This is a genomic window from Hymenobacter daeguensis, from assembly GCF_054780555.1.
The window spans coordinates 129,001-143,981 of sequence record NZ_BAAGWC010000002.1 but is presented as its reverse complement, the minus strand read 5'-3'; the positions used below and the strand labels follow the sequence as shown (position 1 = coordinate 143,981).

10 protein-coding genes are annotated in these 14,981 nt (G+C 64.2%); 5 read left to right on the top strand and 5 right to left on the bottom strand.

Annotation, left to right across the window (positions count from 1 at the left end):
• Positions 1-54 precede the first annotated feature (54 nt).
• The gene (locus ACYVHT_RS04255) at positions 55-1,086 is read left to right on the top strand and encodes an LLM class flavin-dependent oxidoreductase (protein ID WP_460548310.1); all 1,032 of its coding nucleotides are present in this window, start codon (positions 55-57) and stop codon (positions 1,084-1,086) included.
• A 104-nt stretch (positions 1,087-1,190) separates the two neighbouring features.
• Here the strand turns inward: ACYVHT_RS04255 and fumC are convergent, their stop codons facing one another.
• Positions 1,191-2,591 carry a class II fumarate hydratase gene (fumC, locus tag ACYVHT_RS04250; RefSeq protein WP_460548308.1) on the bottom strand — a complete coding sequence of 467 codons (1,401 nt, stop codon included), beginning with the start codon at positions 2,589-2,591 and terminating at the stop codon, positions 1,191-1,193.
• 209 nt (positions 2,592-2,800) lie between these two features.
• Between fumC and ACYVHT_RS04245 the strand changes: the two genes are divergently transcribed.
• Together ACYVHT_RS04245 and ACYVHT_RS04240 are read left to right on the top strand one after the other, a co-directional pair.
• Complete coding sequence (locus ACYVHT_RS04245; RefSeq protein WP_460548306.1) at positions 2,801-3,187, top strand: dodecin family protein; 387 nt, start codon at positions 2,801-2,803, stop codon at positions 3,185-3,187.
• A gap of 174 nt (positions 3,188-3,361) precedes the next feature.
• Positions 3,362-4,432: an alpha/beta hydrolase family protein gene (locus tag ACYVHT_RS04240; RefSeq protein WP_460548304.1), complete on the top strand. Its 1,071-nt coding sequence runs from the start codon at positions 3,362-3,364 to the stop codon at positions 4,430-4,432.
• Between the two features lie 102 nt (positions 4,433-4,534).
• Here the strand turns inward: ACYVHT_RS04240 and ACYVHT_RS04235 are convergent, their stop codons facing one another.
• Complete coding sequence (locus ACYVHT_RS04235; protein ID WP_460548302.1) at positions 4,535-5,728, bottom strand: energy transducer TonB; 1,194 nt, start codon at positions 5,726-5,728, stop codon at positions 4,535-4,537.
• Positions 5,715-6,410: an RNA polymerase sigma factor gene (locus ACYVHT_RS04230; protein WP_460548300.1), complete on the bottom strand. Its 696-nt coding sequence runs from the start codon at positions 6,408-6,410 to the stop codon at positions 5,715-5,717. The genes ACYVHT_RS04235 and ACYVHT_RS04230 overlap by 14 nt, the downstream gene beginning before the upstream one ends.
• Before the next feature lie 168 nt (positions 6,411-6,578).
• Here ACYVHT_RS04230 and ACYVHT_RS04225 point away from each other — a divergent pair, with 168 nt between their 5' ends.
• Together ACYVHT_RS04225 and ACYVHT_RS04220 are read left to right on the top strand one after the other, a co-directional pair.
• The gene (locus ACYVHT_RS04225; protein ID WP_460548298.1) at positions 6,579-8,585 is read left to right on the top strand and encodes a vWA domain-containing protein; all 2,007 of its coding nucleotides are present in this window, start codon (positions 6,579-6,581) and stop codon (positions 8,583-8,585) included.
• A 112-nt stretch (positions 8,586-8,697) separates the two neighbouring features.
• The gene (locus ACYVHT_RS04220; protein ID WP_460548296.1) at positions 8,698-11,466 is read left to right on the top strand and encodes a T9SS type B sorting domain-containing protein; all 2,769 of its coding nucleotides are present in this window, start codon (positions 8,698-8,700) and stop codon (positions 11,464-11,466) included.
• A 125-nt stretch (positions 11,467-11,591) separates the two neighbouring features.
• Here the strand turns inward: ACYVHT_RS04220 and ACYVHT_RS04215 are convergent, their stop codons facing one another.
• A complete protein-coding gene (locus tag ACYVHT_RS04215; protein ID WP_460548293.1) occupies positions 11,592-12,410 on the bottom strand; it encodes a porin family protein in 819 nt (272 codons plus the stop codon).
• Between the two features lie 317 nt (positions 12,411-12,727).
• Positions 12,728-14,314, bottom strand: coding sequence for a T9SS type A sorting domain-containing protein (locus ACYVHT_RS04210; protein WP_460548288.1), 1,587 nt, complete (start codon positions 14,312-14,314; stop codon positions 12,728-12,730).
• Positions 14,315-14,981 lie beyond the last annotated feature (667 nt).

Here is a 14,981-nt window from a genome sequence, read left to right as displayed (position 1 = left end):
CCAGGCCTACCTGGTTCCGGCCAATGAAAATTCAATCGCAAAAACCGAGAAATCATGGAAATAGGAATTGATAGCTTCGCTGCCCATTTTGATGCCGCCCCCGGCAAAATGCCGAACGGCGTGGAGGCCATGGGCGAATTGCTCGACCGGATTCAATGGGCCGACCAGGTGGGCCTCGACGTGTTTGGCATGGGCGAGCACCACCGGTCGCAGTACCTCGATTCGGCCCCGGCCGTGATTCTGGCCGCCGCCGCCGCCCGCACCAAGCGCATCCGCCTGACCAGCGCCGTCACGGTGCTGAGCGCCATCGACCCGGTGCGCGCCTTTCAGGAATACGCGACGCTGGACCTGATTTCGCAGGGCCGGGCCGAAATGGTGGTGGGCCGCGGCTCGTCCATCGAAGCGTTTCCGCTGTTTGGCTTCGACCTCGACGACTACGACGAGCTGTTTGCCGAAAAGCTGGACCTGCTGCTGCTCATTCGCGACCAGGAAAAGGTGAGCTGGTCGGGCAAATTCCGGCCCGCGCTCACGGGGCAGGGCATCTACCCGCGGCCGGCGCAGCCGCAGCTGCCCATCTGGCTGGGAGTGGGGGGCACGCCGGCTTCGTTTGTGCGGGCCGGCGCGCTGGGCCTGCCCCTGATGGTGGCCATCATCGGCGGCGATACCCACCGCTTCCGCCCCCTGATTGACCTCTACCGCGAAGCCGGCCGCCGGGCGGGCCACGCGCCCGAGCAGCTGAAAGTGGGCCTGCACTCGCTGGGCTACGTGGCCGAAACCACCGAACAGGCCGTGGAAGAGTTCTTCCCGGGCTACGCCCACACCTTCACCAGCCGCGCCAAGGAACGGGGCGGCGCGCCCATCACGCGCGGCATGTTCGATGCCCAGGCCGGGCCGCGGGGCGCCTTGCTGGTGGGCAGCCCGGAGGAAGTAGCCGCCAAAATCCTGCGCCACAGCGAAGCCCTGGGCGGGATTTCCCGGGTAACGTTTCAGCAGGACGTCGCCACGCAGTCGCACGCCAAAATCATGCAGTCCATTGAGCTGCTGGGCACGCGGGTAGCTCCTTTGCTGCGCGCCGCCGGGCAATAAAAGCGTGCGAATGAGCCGTAATGGCGACCAAAAAAGAAGTCCCGGCCAATCAGCCGGGACTTCTTTTTTTGTGAAAGCGCAGTGCTTAACAAGTAAGGCTAAGCCTACTTGATTTCGCCCACCATTTCCTCGGGCTTCATCCACTCGTCGAACTCTTCGGCGGTGAGGTAGCCCAATTCGATGGCGGTTTCCTTCAGCGTGGAGTTATTTTTGTGGGCCGTCTGGGCAATTTCGGCGGCTTTGTAGTAGCCGATGTGCGGGTTGAGGGCCGTCACCAGCATCAGGCTGCTGTTGACGTGCTTCTTGATGTTGGCTTCGAGGGGCTCGATGCCCACGGCGCACTTGTCGTTGAAGCTCACGCACACGTCGCCGATGAGGCGGGCCGAATGCAGGAAGTTGTAAATCATGACCGGCTTGAACACGTTCAGCTCGAAGTGGCCGTTCATGCCGCCGATGTTGATGGCCACGTCGTTGCCCATCACCTGAGCAGCCACCATGGTCATGGCTTCGCACTGGGTGGGGTTCACCTTGCCGGGCATGATGCTCGAACCAGGCTCATTATCCGGAATGTGCAGCTCGCCGATGCCAGCGCGCGGGCCCGAAGCCAGCAGGCGGATGTCGTTGCCGATTTTCATCAGCGAGGCGGCTACCGTTTTCAACGCGCCGTGGGCTTCCACGATGGCGTCGTGGGCGGCCAGGGCCTCAAACTTGTTTTCGGCCGTGATAAAGGGCAGGCCGGTGAGGGTGGCAATGTGCTTGGCCACGTTCTCGGAGTAGCCTTTGGGCGTGTTGATGCCCGTGCCCACGGCGGTGCCGCCCAGGGCCAGCTCGCTCAGGTGGGCCAGCGTGTTCTTGATGGCGCGCAGGCCGTGGTCGAGCTGCGACACGTAGCCCGAAAACTCCTGGCCCACGGTGAGCGGCGTGGCGTCCATGAGGTGGGTGCGGCCGATTTTCACGATGTGCATGAACTTCTGGCTCTTGGCTTTCAGCGTGTCGCGCAGCTTCTCGATGCCGGGAATGGTTACCTCCACCAGGATTTTGTAGGCCGCGATGTGCATGGCCGTCGGGAACGTGTCGTTCGAGCTCTGGCTCTTGTTCACGTCGTCGTTGGGGGCCAGGAACTTCTTCTCGTCGGTGAGCTGGCCGCCGTGCAGCACGTGGCCGCGATAGGCAATCACCTCGTTCACGTTCATGTTGCTCTGCGTGCCCGAACCGGTTTGCCACACCACCAGCGGGAACGAATCGGCCAGCTGGCCGGCCAGGATTTCATCGGCCACTTTGCCAATCAACTCCGCTTTCTCGGCCGACAGGATGCCGGCGTCGCGGTTGGTGAGGGCGGCGGCTTTCTTCAGGTAAGCGAAGGCGGCGATGATTTCCTTGGGCATCCGGTTGATGTCCTGCGCAATGGGGAAGTTCTCGATGGAGCGCTGCGTTTGGGCGCCCCAGTAGGCGGTGGCAGGCACTTGCACGGTGCCCATGGTGTCCTTTTCGGTGCGGAAAGCCATTTCGTTAAATGTGAAGATGTGCGAATGTGATGATGTGGAAATGCAGAAGCCGGCGCGTGCGCTCGGTGCAAAAGTACACCGACGCGGAAGCACGGCATTTGTTGGGGCGAGAATAGCCGCTAAGACGTATCCGGCGTACACGTTGGTAACGGAAGTAGCAGCCACGCGCTTGTCATTTCCACATCCGTCACATTTTCACATTATTAAAAATGTCTTCCATCAAGCAAGTCATTGAAATCCTGGCCTCGTCCGACAAAAGCTTCGAAGACGCCCTGCAGCGCGCCGTGGCTTCGCTCAGCACGTCGGTGCCCAATATTTCGTCCATCTACGTGAAAGACCAGAGCTGCAAAGTGCAGGGCAACCGCATTGTGGAATACCGCATTACGGCCAAGGTGAGCTTCGGCACGCCCACGGAACCGTTCGACCTTTCCGACCTCGAGCGCACCTTCGACGAAGCCCCCGTGCCGGCCGGCAACGGCGCACCCGACTATCACGGCCTCGACCTCGACCAGTTCATCGCCCCCACCAACGCCAACGAGCTGAAGCCCGGCGGCAGCGCCACCGAGCCCGAAAGCGGCGGCGGCTACAGCGGATAAGGAGCTATGTGCAAGGCGTAGAGACGCAAGTATGCGTCCCTGCGTCGTCGAAAAGCGCCGCGCTGCCCCGGAATCGGGCGGCGCGGCGCTTTTTCGTTTGCTGAGAAACAGGGAATTTATTCTACCTTGTGGCAAGCCAGAAGCGCTGGCTTTCACCTCCTTTCTCACTGCGAAATGACTGCTTCTTTACGTTTGACGGCGGCGTGGCTGGTCGCCGGTCTGGCCCTGAATGCCTGCAATCAGCCGGCCCGGCCCGACGCTGCGGCTGCAGCCGGCCCAACGCTGGCCAGCTACTTCGCCTCCACCGCAACCGGCGTGCAGACCGGCAATGTGCAGCTGATTCCGATAACGACGCCCAAGGGCACGTTTAGGGTCTGGACCAAGCGCTTCGGCAATAATCCCAAAATCAAAGTATTGCTGCTCAACGGCGGGCCGGGTGCCACGCACGAGTATTTCGAGTGCTTCGAGAACTTCCTGCCGAAGGAAGGCATCGAATTCATCTACTACGACCAGTTGGGCTGCGGCAATTCCGACAACCCCAAGGACACCGCCATGTGGAGCCTGCCGCGCTACGTGGAGGAAGTGGAGCAGGTGCGCAAAGCGCTAAAGCTCGACAACACTAACTTTTACCTGCTGGGCCACAGCTGGGGCGGCATCCTGGCCGCCGAGTATGCCTTCAAGTACCAGCAGAACCTGAAGGGCCTCATCATCTCGAACATGATGATGAGCATTCCGGCCTACAACAAGTACGCCGCCGAGGTGCTGGCCCCGCAGCTAAAGCCCGAAGTGCTGGCTGAAATCCGGCAGATTGAGGCCAAAAAGGACTTCGACAACCCGCGCTACATGGCCCTGCTGGAACCAAATTTCTACGCCGAGCACCTGTGCCGCCTGCCCGAGCTGCCTGAGCCAGCCGCCCGCTCTTTCAGCAAGATGAACCATTCGCTCTACGTCACGATGCAGGGGCCCAGCGAGTTCGGCGCTTCGGGCAAGCTCGTGAACTGGGACCGGGTGCCCGACCTGCCCAAACTCACCGTGCCGGTCCTCAGCATCGGCGGCAGGTACGACACCATGGACCCCGCCCACATGCGCATGATTGCCACCAAAGTGCAGCGCGGCAACTCCCTCATTTGCCCCCGGGGCAGCCACATGAGCATGTACGACGACCAGCAGACGTATTTCAAAGGCCTGCTCACCTTCCTGAAAGCAGCGGATGCGGGCACGGTGAAGCCGGGCGCGGAGCTGTAATACACCTGTCATCCTGAGCGCAGCGAAGGACCTTATCACGCACGCACGACCGGTTCGACGGTGATAAAGGTCTTTCGCTGCGCTCAGGATGACAAGCAGATGCTAAAACGGCACCGTCACTTCCATCGGCAGGGGGGCGCGCTTGCCGCCGGCAATGCCGGGCTGCCAGGCGGGGCCTTCGCACAGCAGGCGCAGGGCCTCGTCGTCGTAGTCCTTGCGCATGCCGCGCACCACTTTAATGTGGCTGAGCTTGCCATCGGCCTCCACCATGAAGCGGATGCGCACCGTGCCGCTGATGCGCAGGTTGTTGATTTCGGGCACGAACTGCGAGGCTTCGCGGCGCAGGTAGTCGCGCAGGGCCGGCGTGCCGCCCACCGGAGCCGGGTTGATGGCCGGCGTGACGGGCATGGGCGTGTTGCGAACGATGGCCGGCGCGAAAGCATCCGCAACCATTGCCTTGGCTTTCGGCTTCATGGCCTGGCGAGCCACTGCTACTTCGCCGAGGGAGGGCACGCTGTCGGTGGCAGCGCGGCCGGCCAGGGAATTTTCTTTTTTGGCCGGCGCGGCCATGTCGCCGTCGTCCGGCACACTGCCGGCGGCCGGGGCGCTGGCTGCGGGCGTTTCGGTGGCTACAACGGGGGCTGGACTGGACGCCGCTTTTTGTTCCGATTCTGACAGGACAGCGTAGTCGGCAGCCACATCATCGTCGCGGCGGGCCTGAGGGGTGGCGCGCGACAAGCCTTGCCGTGGCGGCCGGGGCAAAGTAATGGCCGCGTAATCGGCCGAAGGCTTTGCCGCCGGTTTGGCTGCTGGCGTGGCGTTGGGCGTGGCGGCTAGTTCGGCTTGCGCCGGGGGAGCCGGCGCTGCGGCGGGTGTAGGGACTGCCGCGTGCGGGGCCGCCGGCGCTACGGCTTCCTGGCGGGCAGCAACGGGCACGGAAGGCGCATCGGCCTGCTGCCAGGTCCAGAGGCCGCCGCCCACGGCGGCTACCAGCGCCGCCGCCGCTGCAATGCGCGGCCAGGCCCAGCCGCCGGCCACGGGCGTAGGTTCTTCCTGGCCGATGCGGGCCTGCAGGCGGGTGCGCAGTTCGGCCACGGCGCGGTCGGTGGTGGCGCGGTCGCTCATCGAAAAGCCTTCCACCAAATCGGCGCAGCGCGCACAATCCAGCAAATGCGCCTCAATGCGGTGCTCGTCGGCGGGCGCGAGGGTGCCGGCCGCGTAGGCGCGCAGCTCCGCCGTGGCCGGGTGCGGGCCGGGGGCGGGCAGCGGGGCAAAAGGCGAGTCAGCGGGCGACATGGAGCGGGTTGTTGGAATCGGAGGTGGGGAGCGAGGAGCGGGGCGCGGCGCTGGGCGGCGCGGGCGGCTCCAGCTGGCGGCGCAGCATGCGCTTGCCGTTTTGCAGGTGGCTGCGCACCAGGTTCAGGTCCAGGCCGGTTTCGAGGGCGATTTCGCGGTAGCTTTTCTTTTCGAGGTAAAACAACTCAAGGCAGCGGCGCTGGGCGGGCGGCAGCTGGGCCAGGGCCGCCTCCATGCTTTGCAGGCGGTTTTCGGTTTCTTCGGCATCTTCGGCGGCAGCGTCATCATCCAGCAGATGCCGGCCGGTGGCCGATTCCACATCCGTGGCATCGGGAAAGCTGAGCACGAGCGGGCCGGCGCTGGGGCCGGCGCGCTTGCGGGCCCGCAGCTGCATCAGGCAGTGGTTGCGGGCGGTGGTGTGCAGCCAGGCCGGGAAGTTGTCGGGCGCGTGGGTGCGCAGCACTTTCACCAGGTGCTCGAAAAGCTGCATCACGGCATCCTGGGCGTCCTCGTCGGGCGGGGCCAGGTAGCGGCGGCACACGGCAAACGCCTCGGGCAGGTACCGGTCGTAGAGCAGGCCGAGGTCGGCCACGTCGCCGTGCGCGCGGTAGCGGGCCAGCAACTCCTGGTCGGAGAGCGGCGCGGCAGCAGCGGGCGACGGTTTGGCGCGGCGGAAGAACATCAGGCGGGGAAGTTAGGGCAATTTTGGGTGATTCGTGAGGAGGTTTCCAGCAGAACGTCATGCCGAGCGCAGCGGGGGCACCTCGCTCTTTTTTTTCTCCATCCTGCCGTGTGCAATCCGCCCCTCGCCCGCATCAGGTCAGCAAGTATCATCCAAAACCCTGCTGCCATGCGAAACCACTTGCTGCTGCCCCTGCTCGCCATCGTGCTGAGCGCGCCGCCCGTTGCGGCCCAAACCGTTGCCTCGCCCGCGACAATAATGGAGAACTCTGCCAAGAATTGGGTTGTGTCCGGGCTAGTGACTGACCTTACCAACCGCCAGGGTATGCCCGGCGTTCGGGTGCTCATTAAAGGCACTAATGCAGGAGCTAGCACAGACGCGGATGGACGGTATTCGCTGATGGTGCCCAATGCTGCTAAAGCCGTACTGGTGTTCAGTAATATCGGATACGATACGGTGGAAAGAGCCGTGGGCAAGCGGCATACCATCAAGGTTGGCATGCGGCCCTCTTTTAAATCATTGGACGAAGTAGTGGTGACCGGCTACGGCACTGTGACGCGCCGCGACATTACCGGCTCGGTATCGACCGTGGCCCCGGCCGCGCCGGCCGAAAAAAAAGCCAAACCCCGCGCCGACCTGAGCGGCCGGGTGCCGGGCGTTTACATCGAACAAAAGTCACTGGCTGACACCAACTACGCCCTGCCCCTGCCCGCCCAGCCCGAGCCCGGGGCTGGCGATACCTACGCCCACGTCAAGGAAAACACGTTTTTCACGGTGAAGAATGCGCCGCTCAGCACCTTCTCGCTGGATGTGGATAACGCCTCCTATACCAACGTGCGCCGCTTCCTCAACGAAGGCCAGCTGCCCCCGCGCGACGCCGTGCGGGTAGAAGAAATGCTGAACTACTTCCGCTACGACTACGCCGCGCCCGCCGCCACCTCGCCCGACCCCGTCCGCATCAGCACCGAGCTGGCCGCCTGCCCCTGGGCCGCCGGCCACCAGCTGGCCCGCATCGGTATTCAGGCCCGGAAAGTAGAAACCGCCAAGCTCCCGCCCGCCAACCTCGTGTTCCTGGTCGATGTGTCGGGCTCGATGTTCTCGGAGGACAAGCTGCCGCTGGTGAAAGCCGGCCTGAAGCTGCTGGTGAAGCAGCTGCGGCCGCAGGACCACGTGGCGCTGGTGGCCTACGCCGGGGCCGCCGGCCTGGTGCTGCCGCCCACGCCCGGCTCGCAGCCGCAGGTCATTCTCGATGCCCTCGACCGCTTGCAGGCCGGCGGCTCCACGGCCGGCGGCGCGGGCCTGCGGCTGGCCTACTCCACGGCCCGGCAGAATTTTCAGAAGGAAGGCAACAACCGCGTGATTCTGGCCACCGACGGCGATTTCAACGTGGGTGAAAGCTCCGACGAGGCCATGGAAAAGCTCATCGTGGACCAGCGCGACAGCGGCGTGTTCCTGACCGTGCTGGGCTGCGGGCGCGGCAACCTGCGCGACGCCCGCATGGAAACCCTGGCCGACAAAGGCAACGGCAACTACGCCTACCTCGACAACCTCGACGAAGCCGGCCGGGTGCTGGTGGCGCAGTTCGGGGGCACGCTCTTCACCGTGGCCAAGGACGTGAAGCTGCAAATCGAGTTCAACCCCGCCCGCGTGGCCAACTACCGCCTGGTGGGCTACGAAAACCGCCTGCTCGAAGCCGAGGACTTCAACAACGACCGCAAGGATGCCGGCGAGCTGGGCGCGGGCCACACCGTCACGGCCCTCTACGAAATCGTGCCCGTGGGCAGCGCCCAGCCGCTGATTGACGACCTCAAATACCAGCCCACCAAGCCCACTACGGCGTCCATGCAGCAATTCCTCACCAACGACGTGCTGACCGTGAAGCTGCGCTACAAAGAGCCGCAGGGCAGCACCAGCAAGCTGCTGGCCCAGCCGCTGGTAGGCGCGCCCGTGGCCATCGAAAAGGCCTCGCCCGACTTCCGCTTTGCCGCCGCCGTGGCGCAGTTCGGCATGCTGCTGCGTCAGAGCGAGCAGCGCGGCACCGCCACCTGGGCCGCCACCGAAAAGCTGGCCGACGGCGCCCGCGGCGATGACAAAGACGGCTACCGCGCCGAGCTGGTGCGCCTCGTGCGGCTGGCCGAAGGGCTGAGCGGCAGCGGGGCCGTGGGGGCGCGGTAGGGCGGAGGAGACAAGCCGGGGCAGGAGTTCATTGAAATAGCTTTGATGAAATACTGCCCCGGTTTCGACGTTAGGGGGTAGTAGCCTTCCTTCCACTTCACTCTTCTACGCATTGTTCCAATTCCTACCCACTGGCTGGCGCGTGCTGGCCGGGCGGCTGCTCGTGCTAAGCTGCCTGTTTGCCCGGCTGGCCGCGGCTCAGGCACCGCCCACTTTCGACATGGCCGCGCGGGTGCTCGCCGCCAACCCCGGCCCCACCGGCTCCGGCCCCATTGGCCGGCCGTTCGCCAGCGACGTGGTTGTGGATGCGGCCGGCAATAGCTACGTCAGCGGTTTTTTCAACGGGTCGGTGCGCTTCAACAATGCGACGATGGTTGCCAACCCGGGGAATTTAGTAGTGGCGAAAATAGATGCGGCGGGTAGCTACCGCTGGATTGCCACCATTGCCGGCACCACTACCGGCATTGGGGGGCGCAATGGCATCGAAGGCAGTTCCCTTGCCCTCGATGCCGCGGGCAATATCTACGTAGCGGGTAGTTTTTCGAGCAGTACGCTCACGCTGGGCAGCATCACGCTCACCAACGCGGGCGGTACCGATGTATTCGTGGCCCGGCTCGATGCGAATGGCAGCTGGCGGTCGGCGGTGCGGGCCGGCGGGGCGACCAATGAAAGCCTGAACGGCATAGCGCTTGATGCCAATGGCAACGCCTACCTCGCGGGCCGCTTCAATGGCACAACCAGAATCGGCAGCACGACCTTAAGCAGCGCGGGGCTTGATGATTTATTTGTGGCGCGCCTCGATGCCAACGGGGCCTGGGCCTGGGCTGTGCAAGGGGGCACCGGGGGCGTCGATACGGCTACCGACGTGGCCCTCGATGCGCTGGGCCATGTGTACATCACGGGGCAGCTGGCGGCGGCCGGCGGGCAGCTGGGGGCCCTCCAGCTGCAAGCACCGTCGTTTGTGGCCCGGCTCGATGCCGCCACTGGCGCCTACCAGCGGGCTACCTCCTTTGGGAGCGGAAACAGTTATTACGCCGGCCACCTGGCCGTAGATGCCACTGGTACCTGCTACCTGGCCAGTAACTACCTCGGCACGGCCACTTTGGGGCCTTTCACCCTCAGCAGCATCGGGGCGGGCGTTTCCCTCGACGATGTATTCGTGGCCAGGCTCGACGCGGCGGGGGCCTGGCAGTGGGCCCGCACGGCCGGCGGACCCGGCGGGGCCTATTGCGCGGGTATTGCCGTCGATGACCACGGCGGTATCTACATCGCGGGGAGCTTCCGGGGAGCCACCCAATTCGGTGCCACCACCCTGAACTCGCAAAATGGCAGCCTGGCTTTCCACGACGTGTACGTGGCCAAGCTGAGCGCGGCCGGCAGCTGGCTGTGGGCCGTGCCGGCCGCTGGCGCTCAGGATGATATCAGCACCGGGTTTGCGCTGGGGCCCTACGCGACGCCGCATATCGCCGGGGAGTATTTCAGCCCGTCAATGACTTTCGGGGCCATCACCATTCCCGGCGAAACCGTTTTTTCGGCTTCTACCTACCTGGCCCGTATGCAGCCCAACCAGCTGCGCATCGCCGGCGATTCGCTGCTGTGCAGCGGGGCGGTCATTCAGCTCACCGCCACCACGTTGGGCACGGGCATAAGCTGGCGCTGGAGCACCGGCGAAACTACCCCCGGCATAGCAGTAGCGCAGCCGGGCACCTACACGGTCACAGCCACTTTTCCCGGCGGCTACCGCTTGTCCGAGTCCTATCGGGTGCGGAGCGTTGCGCCCAGCGTGACGGTAACGGGCAACGCGGGCTTCCTCTGCCCCGGCACCCCGCGCCAGCTCACGGCGGTGGCGGCCGGGGCCACGGCCTGGCGCTGGAGCACGGGCGAAACCACGCCCACCATCACCATTACCCAACCCGGCACCTATGCCGTAACGGCCTCGTTTGGCGCGGTCTGCACGGCTACGGCGCAGGCCGTGGTGGCCGGCAACACGGTGCGCATCAGCGGCCGGCTGCAGTTGTGCCCGGGCCAGAGCACCACGCTCACGGCCACGTCCAGCGGCGCAGCCGCCACCGGGTATCGCTGGAATACCGGCGCTACCACGCCCACGCTGCTGGTGGGGCAGGCCGGAACCTACCGCGTCACGGCCACTTTTGCCGATGGCTGCCAGCTCACGAGCACGCACATTGTGGGCCCGCCCGTGGCTCAGGTAGCTTCCGTGAGCGGTGATACCCTGCTGTGCTCTGGTGCCACTCTTGCCCTCACGGCCCTCAACCCCGATGCCCTCACCTACCGCTGGAACACGGGGGCCACCACGCCCACCATTGCCGTGACGCAGCCGGGCACCTACGGCGTGCTGCTCACCTACACGGGCGGCTGCACCAGCCGCGACTCGCTGCGGGTGCTGGCCGCGCCCGTCATCCCGGCGGGCCTCACCCTCGGCCCCGATACCACCGTGTGCCTGGAAGAGCCGCTGCTGCTGCGGGCCCCCGACATTGCCGGGCCGGGCGTGGCGTGGCGCTGGTCCGATGGCAGCAGCGGGCCCACCCTGACCGTGCGCGAAAACGGCAGTTACTCCCTCCGCATCGGCACGCCTTGCGAAAGCATCACGCTGCGGCGCACGGTGTCGCACACCAGCTGCCTGCTGATTCCCAACGTCATCACGCCCAACGAAGACCAGCAGAACGACCGTTTTTTCGTTCGGAACATGACCGGCGGTGCCTGGGACCTGACGCTCTACAACCGCTGGGGCCGCCAGGTGTACCACACCACCAACTACCAGCAGGAATGGGGCCGCGATGCCCCGGCCGGCGTGTACTACTACATCCTGCGCCGGCCCATCGTCAACGTGCTCTACAAGGGCTGGCTGGAGGTTATCCGGTAGCAGCTGAAAAAAACCAGTAAGGCCCCGCTGACAGCTCAGCGGGGCCTTTTTTATAACCTATTTCGGATGCTTACCCGAGCAATAATTCAACAGGAATCGAGGAATAGAATGGCGGTTAATCCGCCTTAGAAGGAGTAGTTCAGGCCCACTTTCAGCACGCGGTTCTGGGCGTCGAAGCGGTTGCCGGTGTCGAGGGAGGTGAGGCCGTAGTCGTAGCCGGCGCTCAGGCCCAGGCCGTTGTTGAACTGGTAGCCCAGGCCGCCCACGGCCGTGAAATCAACCTTGCGCAGCTGGCTGGAGATGTCGAAATCCTGCTTGTAGGCCGTGAAACCCAGCGCACCGGCTTCCACGCGGGCCTTGCCGCTCACCAGGAACGAGGCCTGCGGGCCGGCGTAGAGGTAGAAGCCCGGCGTGATGAACACCTTGGCCAGCACCGGCACGTCCACATACGCCAGGCGGGCCGTGCCCGTCACGTTGGCGTTCAGGAAATCGAGGGCGGGGAAGGGCAGGGTGCCGCGCAGCACGGTGCCTTTCTCGGAGTAGGTCACGCCGGGCTCGATGGCGAAATTGGGCGAGAGGGGCAGCGTGGCGTAGAGGCCGGCGTAGAAGCCGGGGCGCATCTGCCTGGTCACGGTGCCGTCGGGGGCGTAGCCGGCCAGGTCGGTGAAGGTTTTCACGGCGTCGCCCTGCACATCGGCCACGTTCAGGCCGGCCCGCAGGCCGATTTTAACGCCGGACGTGCTGCTGGAGGAAGACGGAGCCGAGTACACCGGCTTGCTGCTGTAGGTGGCGCGGCGCGGGGCGCTGCCCATGGGGCGGGGCGAGGGGGCGGCTTTGGGGTTGCCGTAGGCATCGCGGGCGCCCTGGGCCGAGGCCGTGGTAAACGTTGCGGAAATCAACAGGCAAGCCACGGCCAGGCCGCCCGAAAGGCGTGAAATTTTCATAACCAGAAATGGTTGGGGTGAGGGAGAGAAACCGGCCGCTGCAAGCCGGAACTTCCGGCCCGGCTACTGGGCCGATGAAAGGATACATTGCAAAACCGTGCCAAACTGCATCCCGGCCAACGGCCGGAAGTCCCCCCCAAAGCGCAGGCACCGACGAACCGCCCGTTTTTCCAGACCGCCCGTCTCCGAAACCAGACCAGGCGCAGCCCGCTGAAAACGCAAAAAAGCCGGACCGCTCCACGGGCGGTCCGGCTCTAAGCGGCTGGAAAGGAAGGGTATGGGAAAGGAGTTGGAAAGTGGAGGAAGGAAAGAAAAGGCTAGTTGATGACCACCTGACGGCTGGTGGCCGGGCCGGTGGGCGGGGTAAGACGCAGCACATACACGCCGGCCGCGAGGCCCTGCAAATTCAGTGCCTGATTCAGCGGGCCGGCGGGGGCCACGAAACTTTTCTGGCGCACGGGGCGGCCCAGCACGTCGAGCAGTTCCACGCGCACCGGGCCGGCGGTGGCCAGGTCGGCCGAAACAGTCACGGCGTCGGTAGCAGGGTTGGGGTAGGCCGTCCAGGCGGGCGCATCGTGGCGGCCCAGGGCGGCCGTAACCAGAAACACGGTGGTGGTGGCCGTGTTCGTAATGACCGGCACGTTGTAGTCGAACACGATGCCGGCGTGGTTCGGGATGATTTCGCCCACCGCCAGCGTGGGCCGGGCCCGCACCCGGAACCGCACGAAGCCCTGCGACCGAATCACATCCACATTGCGATAAGGTAGGTTGATGCCCAGGAAGCGCACCGTGAGCAGGCCCATATTGGGCCCGATGCTGGTGAGGCTCCAGCTGCAGTTGTGCGACTGCGTAATCCACTGAATGGAGCCAGGGTTGAGCTTCTGGAAATCCAGCGTGTCGCTGAGAATAACCGTGGTGGCCGCCGCCGTGCCCAGGTTCTGGAAGTGAATGGTGTATTCCAGCCACTGCTGGTCGGCCACCTGCGCGGGCGTGATGCGCTCGTAGTTCACCTCCATGCTGTTGGGGTCGTAGGAAGCGACTACGTTCTGAGCCAGGGTGCTCGTGTTGTCGGTGGGTTCCACATCGCCGGTGAGGGGCGCGGTGGCTGTGGAAGACAGGGCGGTGCCCACCACCGTATTGGTGGGCAGGCTCAGCAGAATATCGTAGTTGAGCCGGCCAAACGGAGCCAGGCCGCTGTAGGTCCACGTCAGCGTCTGGCCCGTGCGGGTGGCGCTGGGCGTGCTGCTCACGTAGGTGAAGTGGCTGTCGAGCACTACCGTAGCGGTGCCGCTCACGGTGGTTGTGCCCATATTCTCTACCGAAACGTGGTAGCTGGTGGTGAAGCCCGGCCGCGCCGTGGTGTAGGGCGTGAGCGTGATGCGGATATCGTTCAGATTAAGGGTGGGCGTAATCCCAAAGCTCTGGTTGGTCACAAGCTGGTTGCTGCCGCTGAATGTGCCGGAATAAGAGCCGTTGGCAGGCTGGGTGATGCTGTAACGGGCCGGAACCTGGGCCAGCGACAGGGAGTAAGCTCCGGGGTCGGCGTAGGCTTGCAGTTCTCCCGTGCTGCCTACTGCCGAATACGTAGTGGTACTGCCTTGGGTGAGCACGGCCGTAAGCTGGCGGGGGAAGGTGCCTTCGCCGGCATCCTGCTGGCCGTTGCCATTGGTGTCGAGGTACACTTGCCCGCGCAGCGTATTCGCGTAGGCGTTGAGGCGGCTCACGATGGTGCCTTTGCCCACCGTGGTCTGGGCCCCGAGCTGAATGACCGAGAAGTTATTATAAAAGGCGCTGGGCTGTCCTACCGGATATAGATTGTCTTGTCCATCAATGCCCAGACCGACAGGAATGTAGTATGGGTCGCTTCTATTTGGCCATGCATCACCTACGGCCCATTGCGCCACACCTTGGGTCGTGAAGTGAACAAAGCTATACTGCGACCTTAGCGTCAACGCTCCGATGTTCAAAACAGGGGCATTAAATAAATATGCATACACTGCTACGGTAGGGCCGCTATTGCCTACGACTATTCTTATCCCTTCGGACCCGCTAGATGTCTGCGCATCGCGCACCCACTGGAAGGCTCCGCTGGCATCGTATTTAGCTAGAAAAAAGCCACTGGTTATGGTTGCGCCGCCCAATTGAGTGGGGCCGTTATTGAGGCCGGTAACGTAGCAATTACCTGCTGCATCGGCTGCTACGGCGCGCGGGTGCATGACGGCTACTATCGTAGCCGACGGGTTACTGCCGATAGGCTGACTCCACTGGTGAGTACCCCCTGGGTCGAAGCTAGTTAGAAAGCCAGTGCCCTGGGAAACACCCGGAAGCAAAACAGTCCCCGTTCCCGAGCCCATATAGAGTGGAGAAGTACCTATTGCCCCTCCCACTAAGAAACCGCCACTCGGCTTCGCTGCTAAAACGACGGAGTTCAGGGGAATAGAGTTGGTGGTATGTAACGTCCGCACCCACTGGGCATTGCCCGTTCCATTTACTTTGAGAAAGTAATTTTCGTTGTTGGCGACTGTAGTGCCTGCTACGATATTGCTGGTGCTGGCAGGCGATACTGTGCCT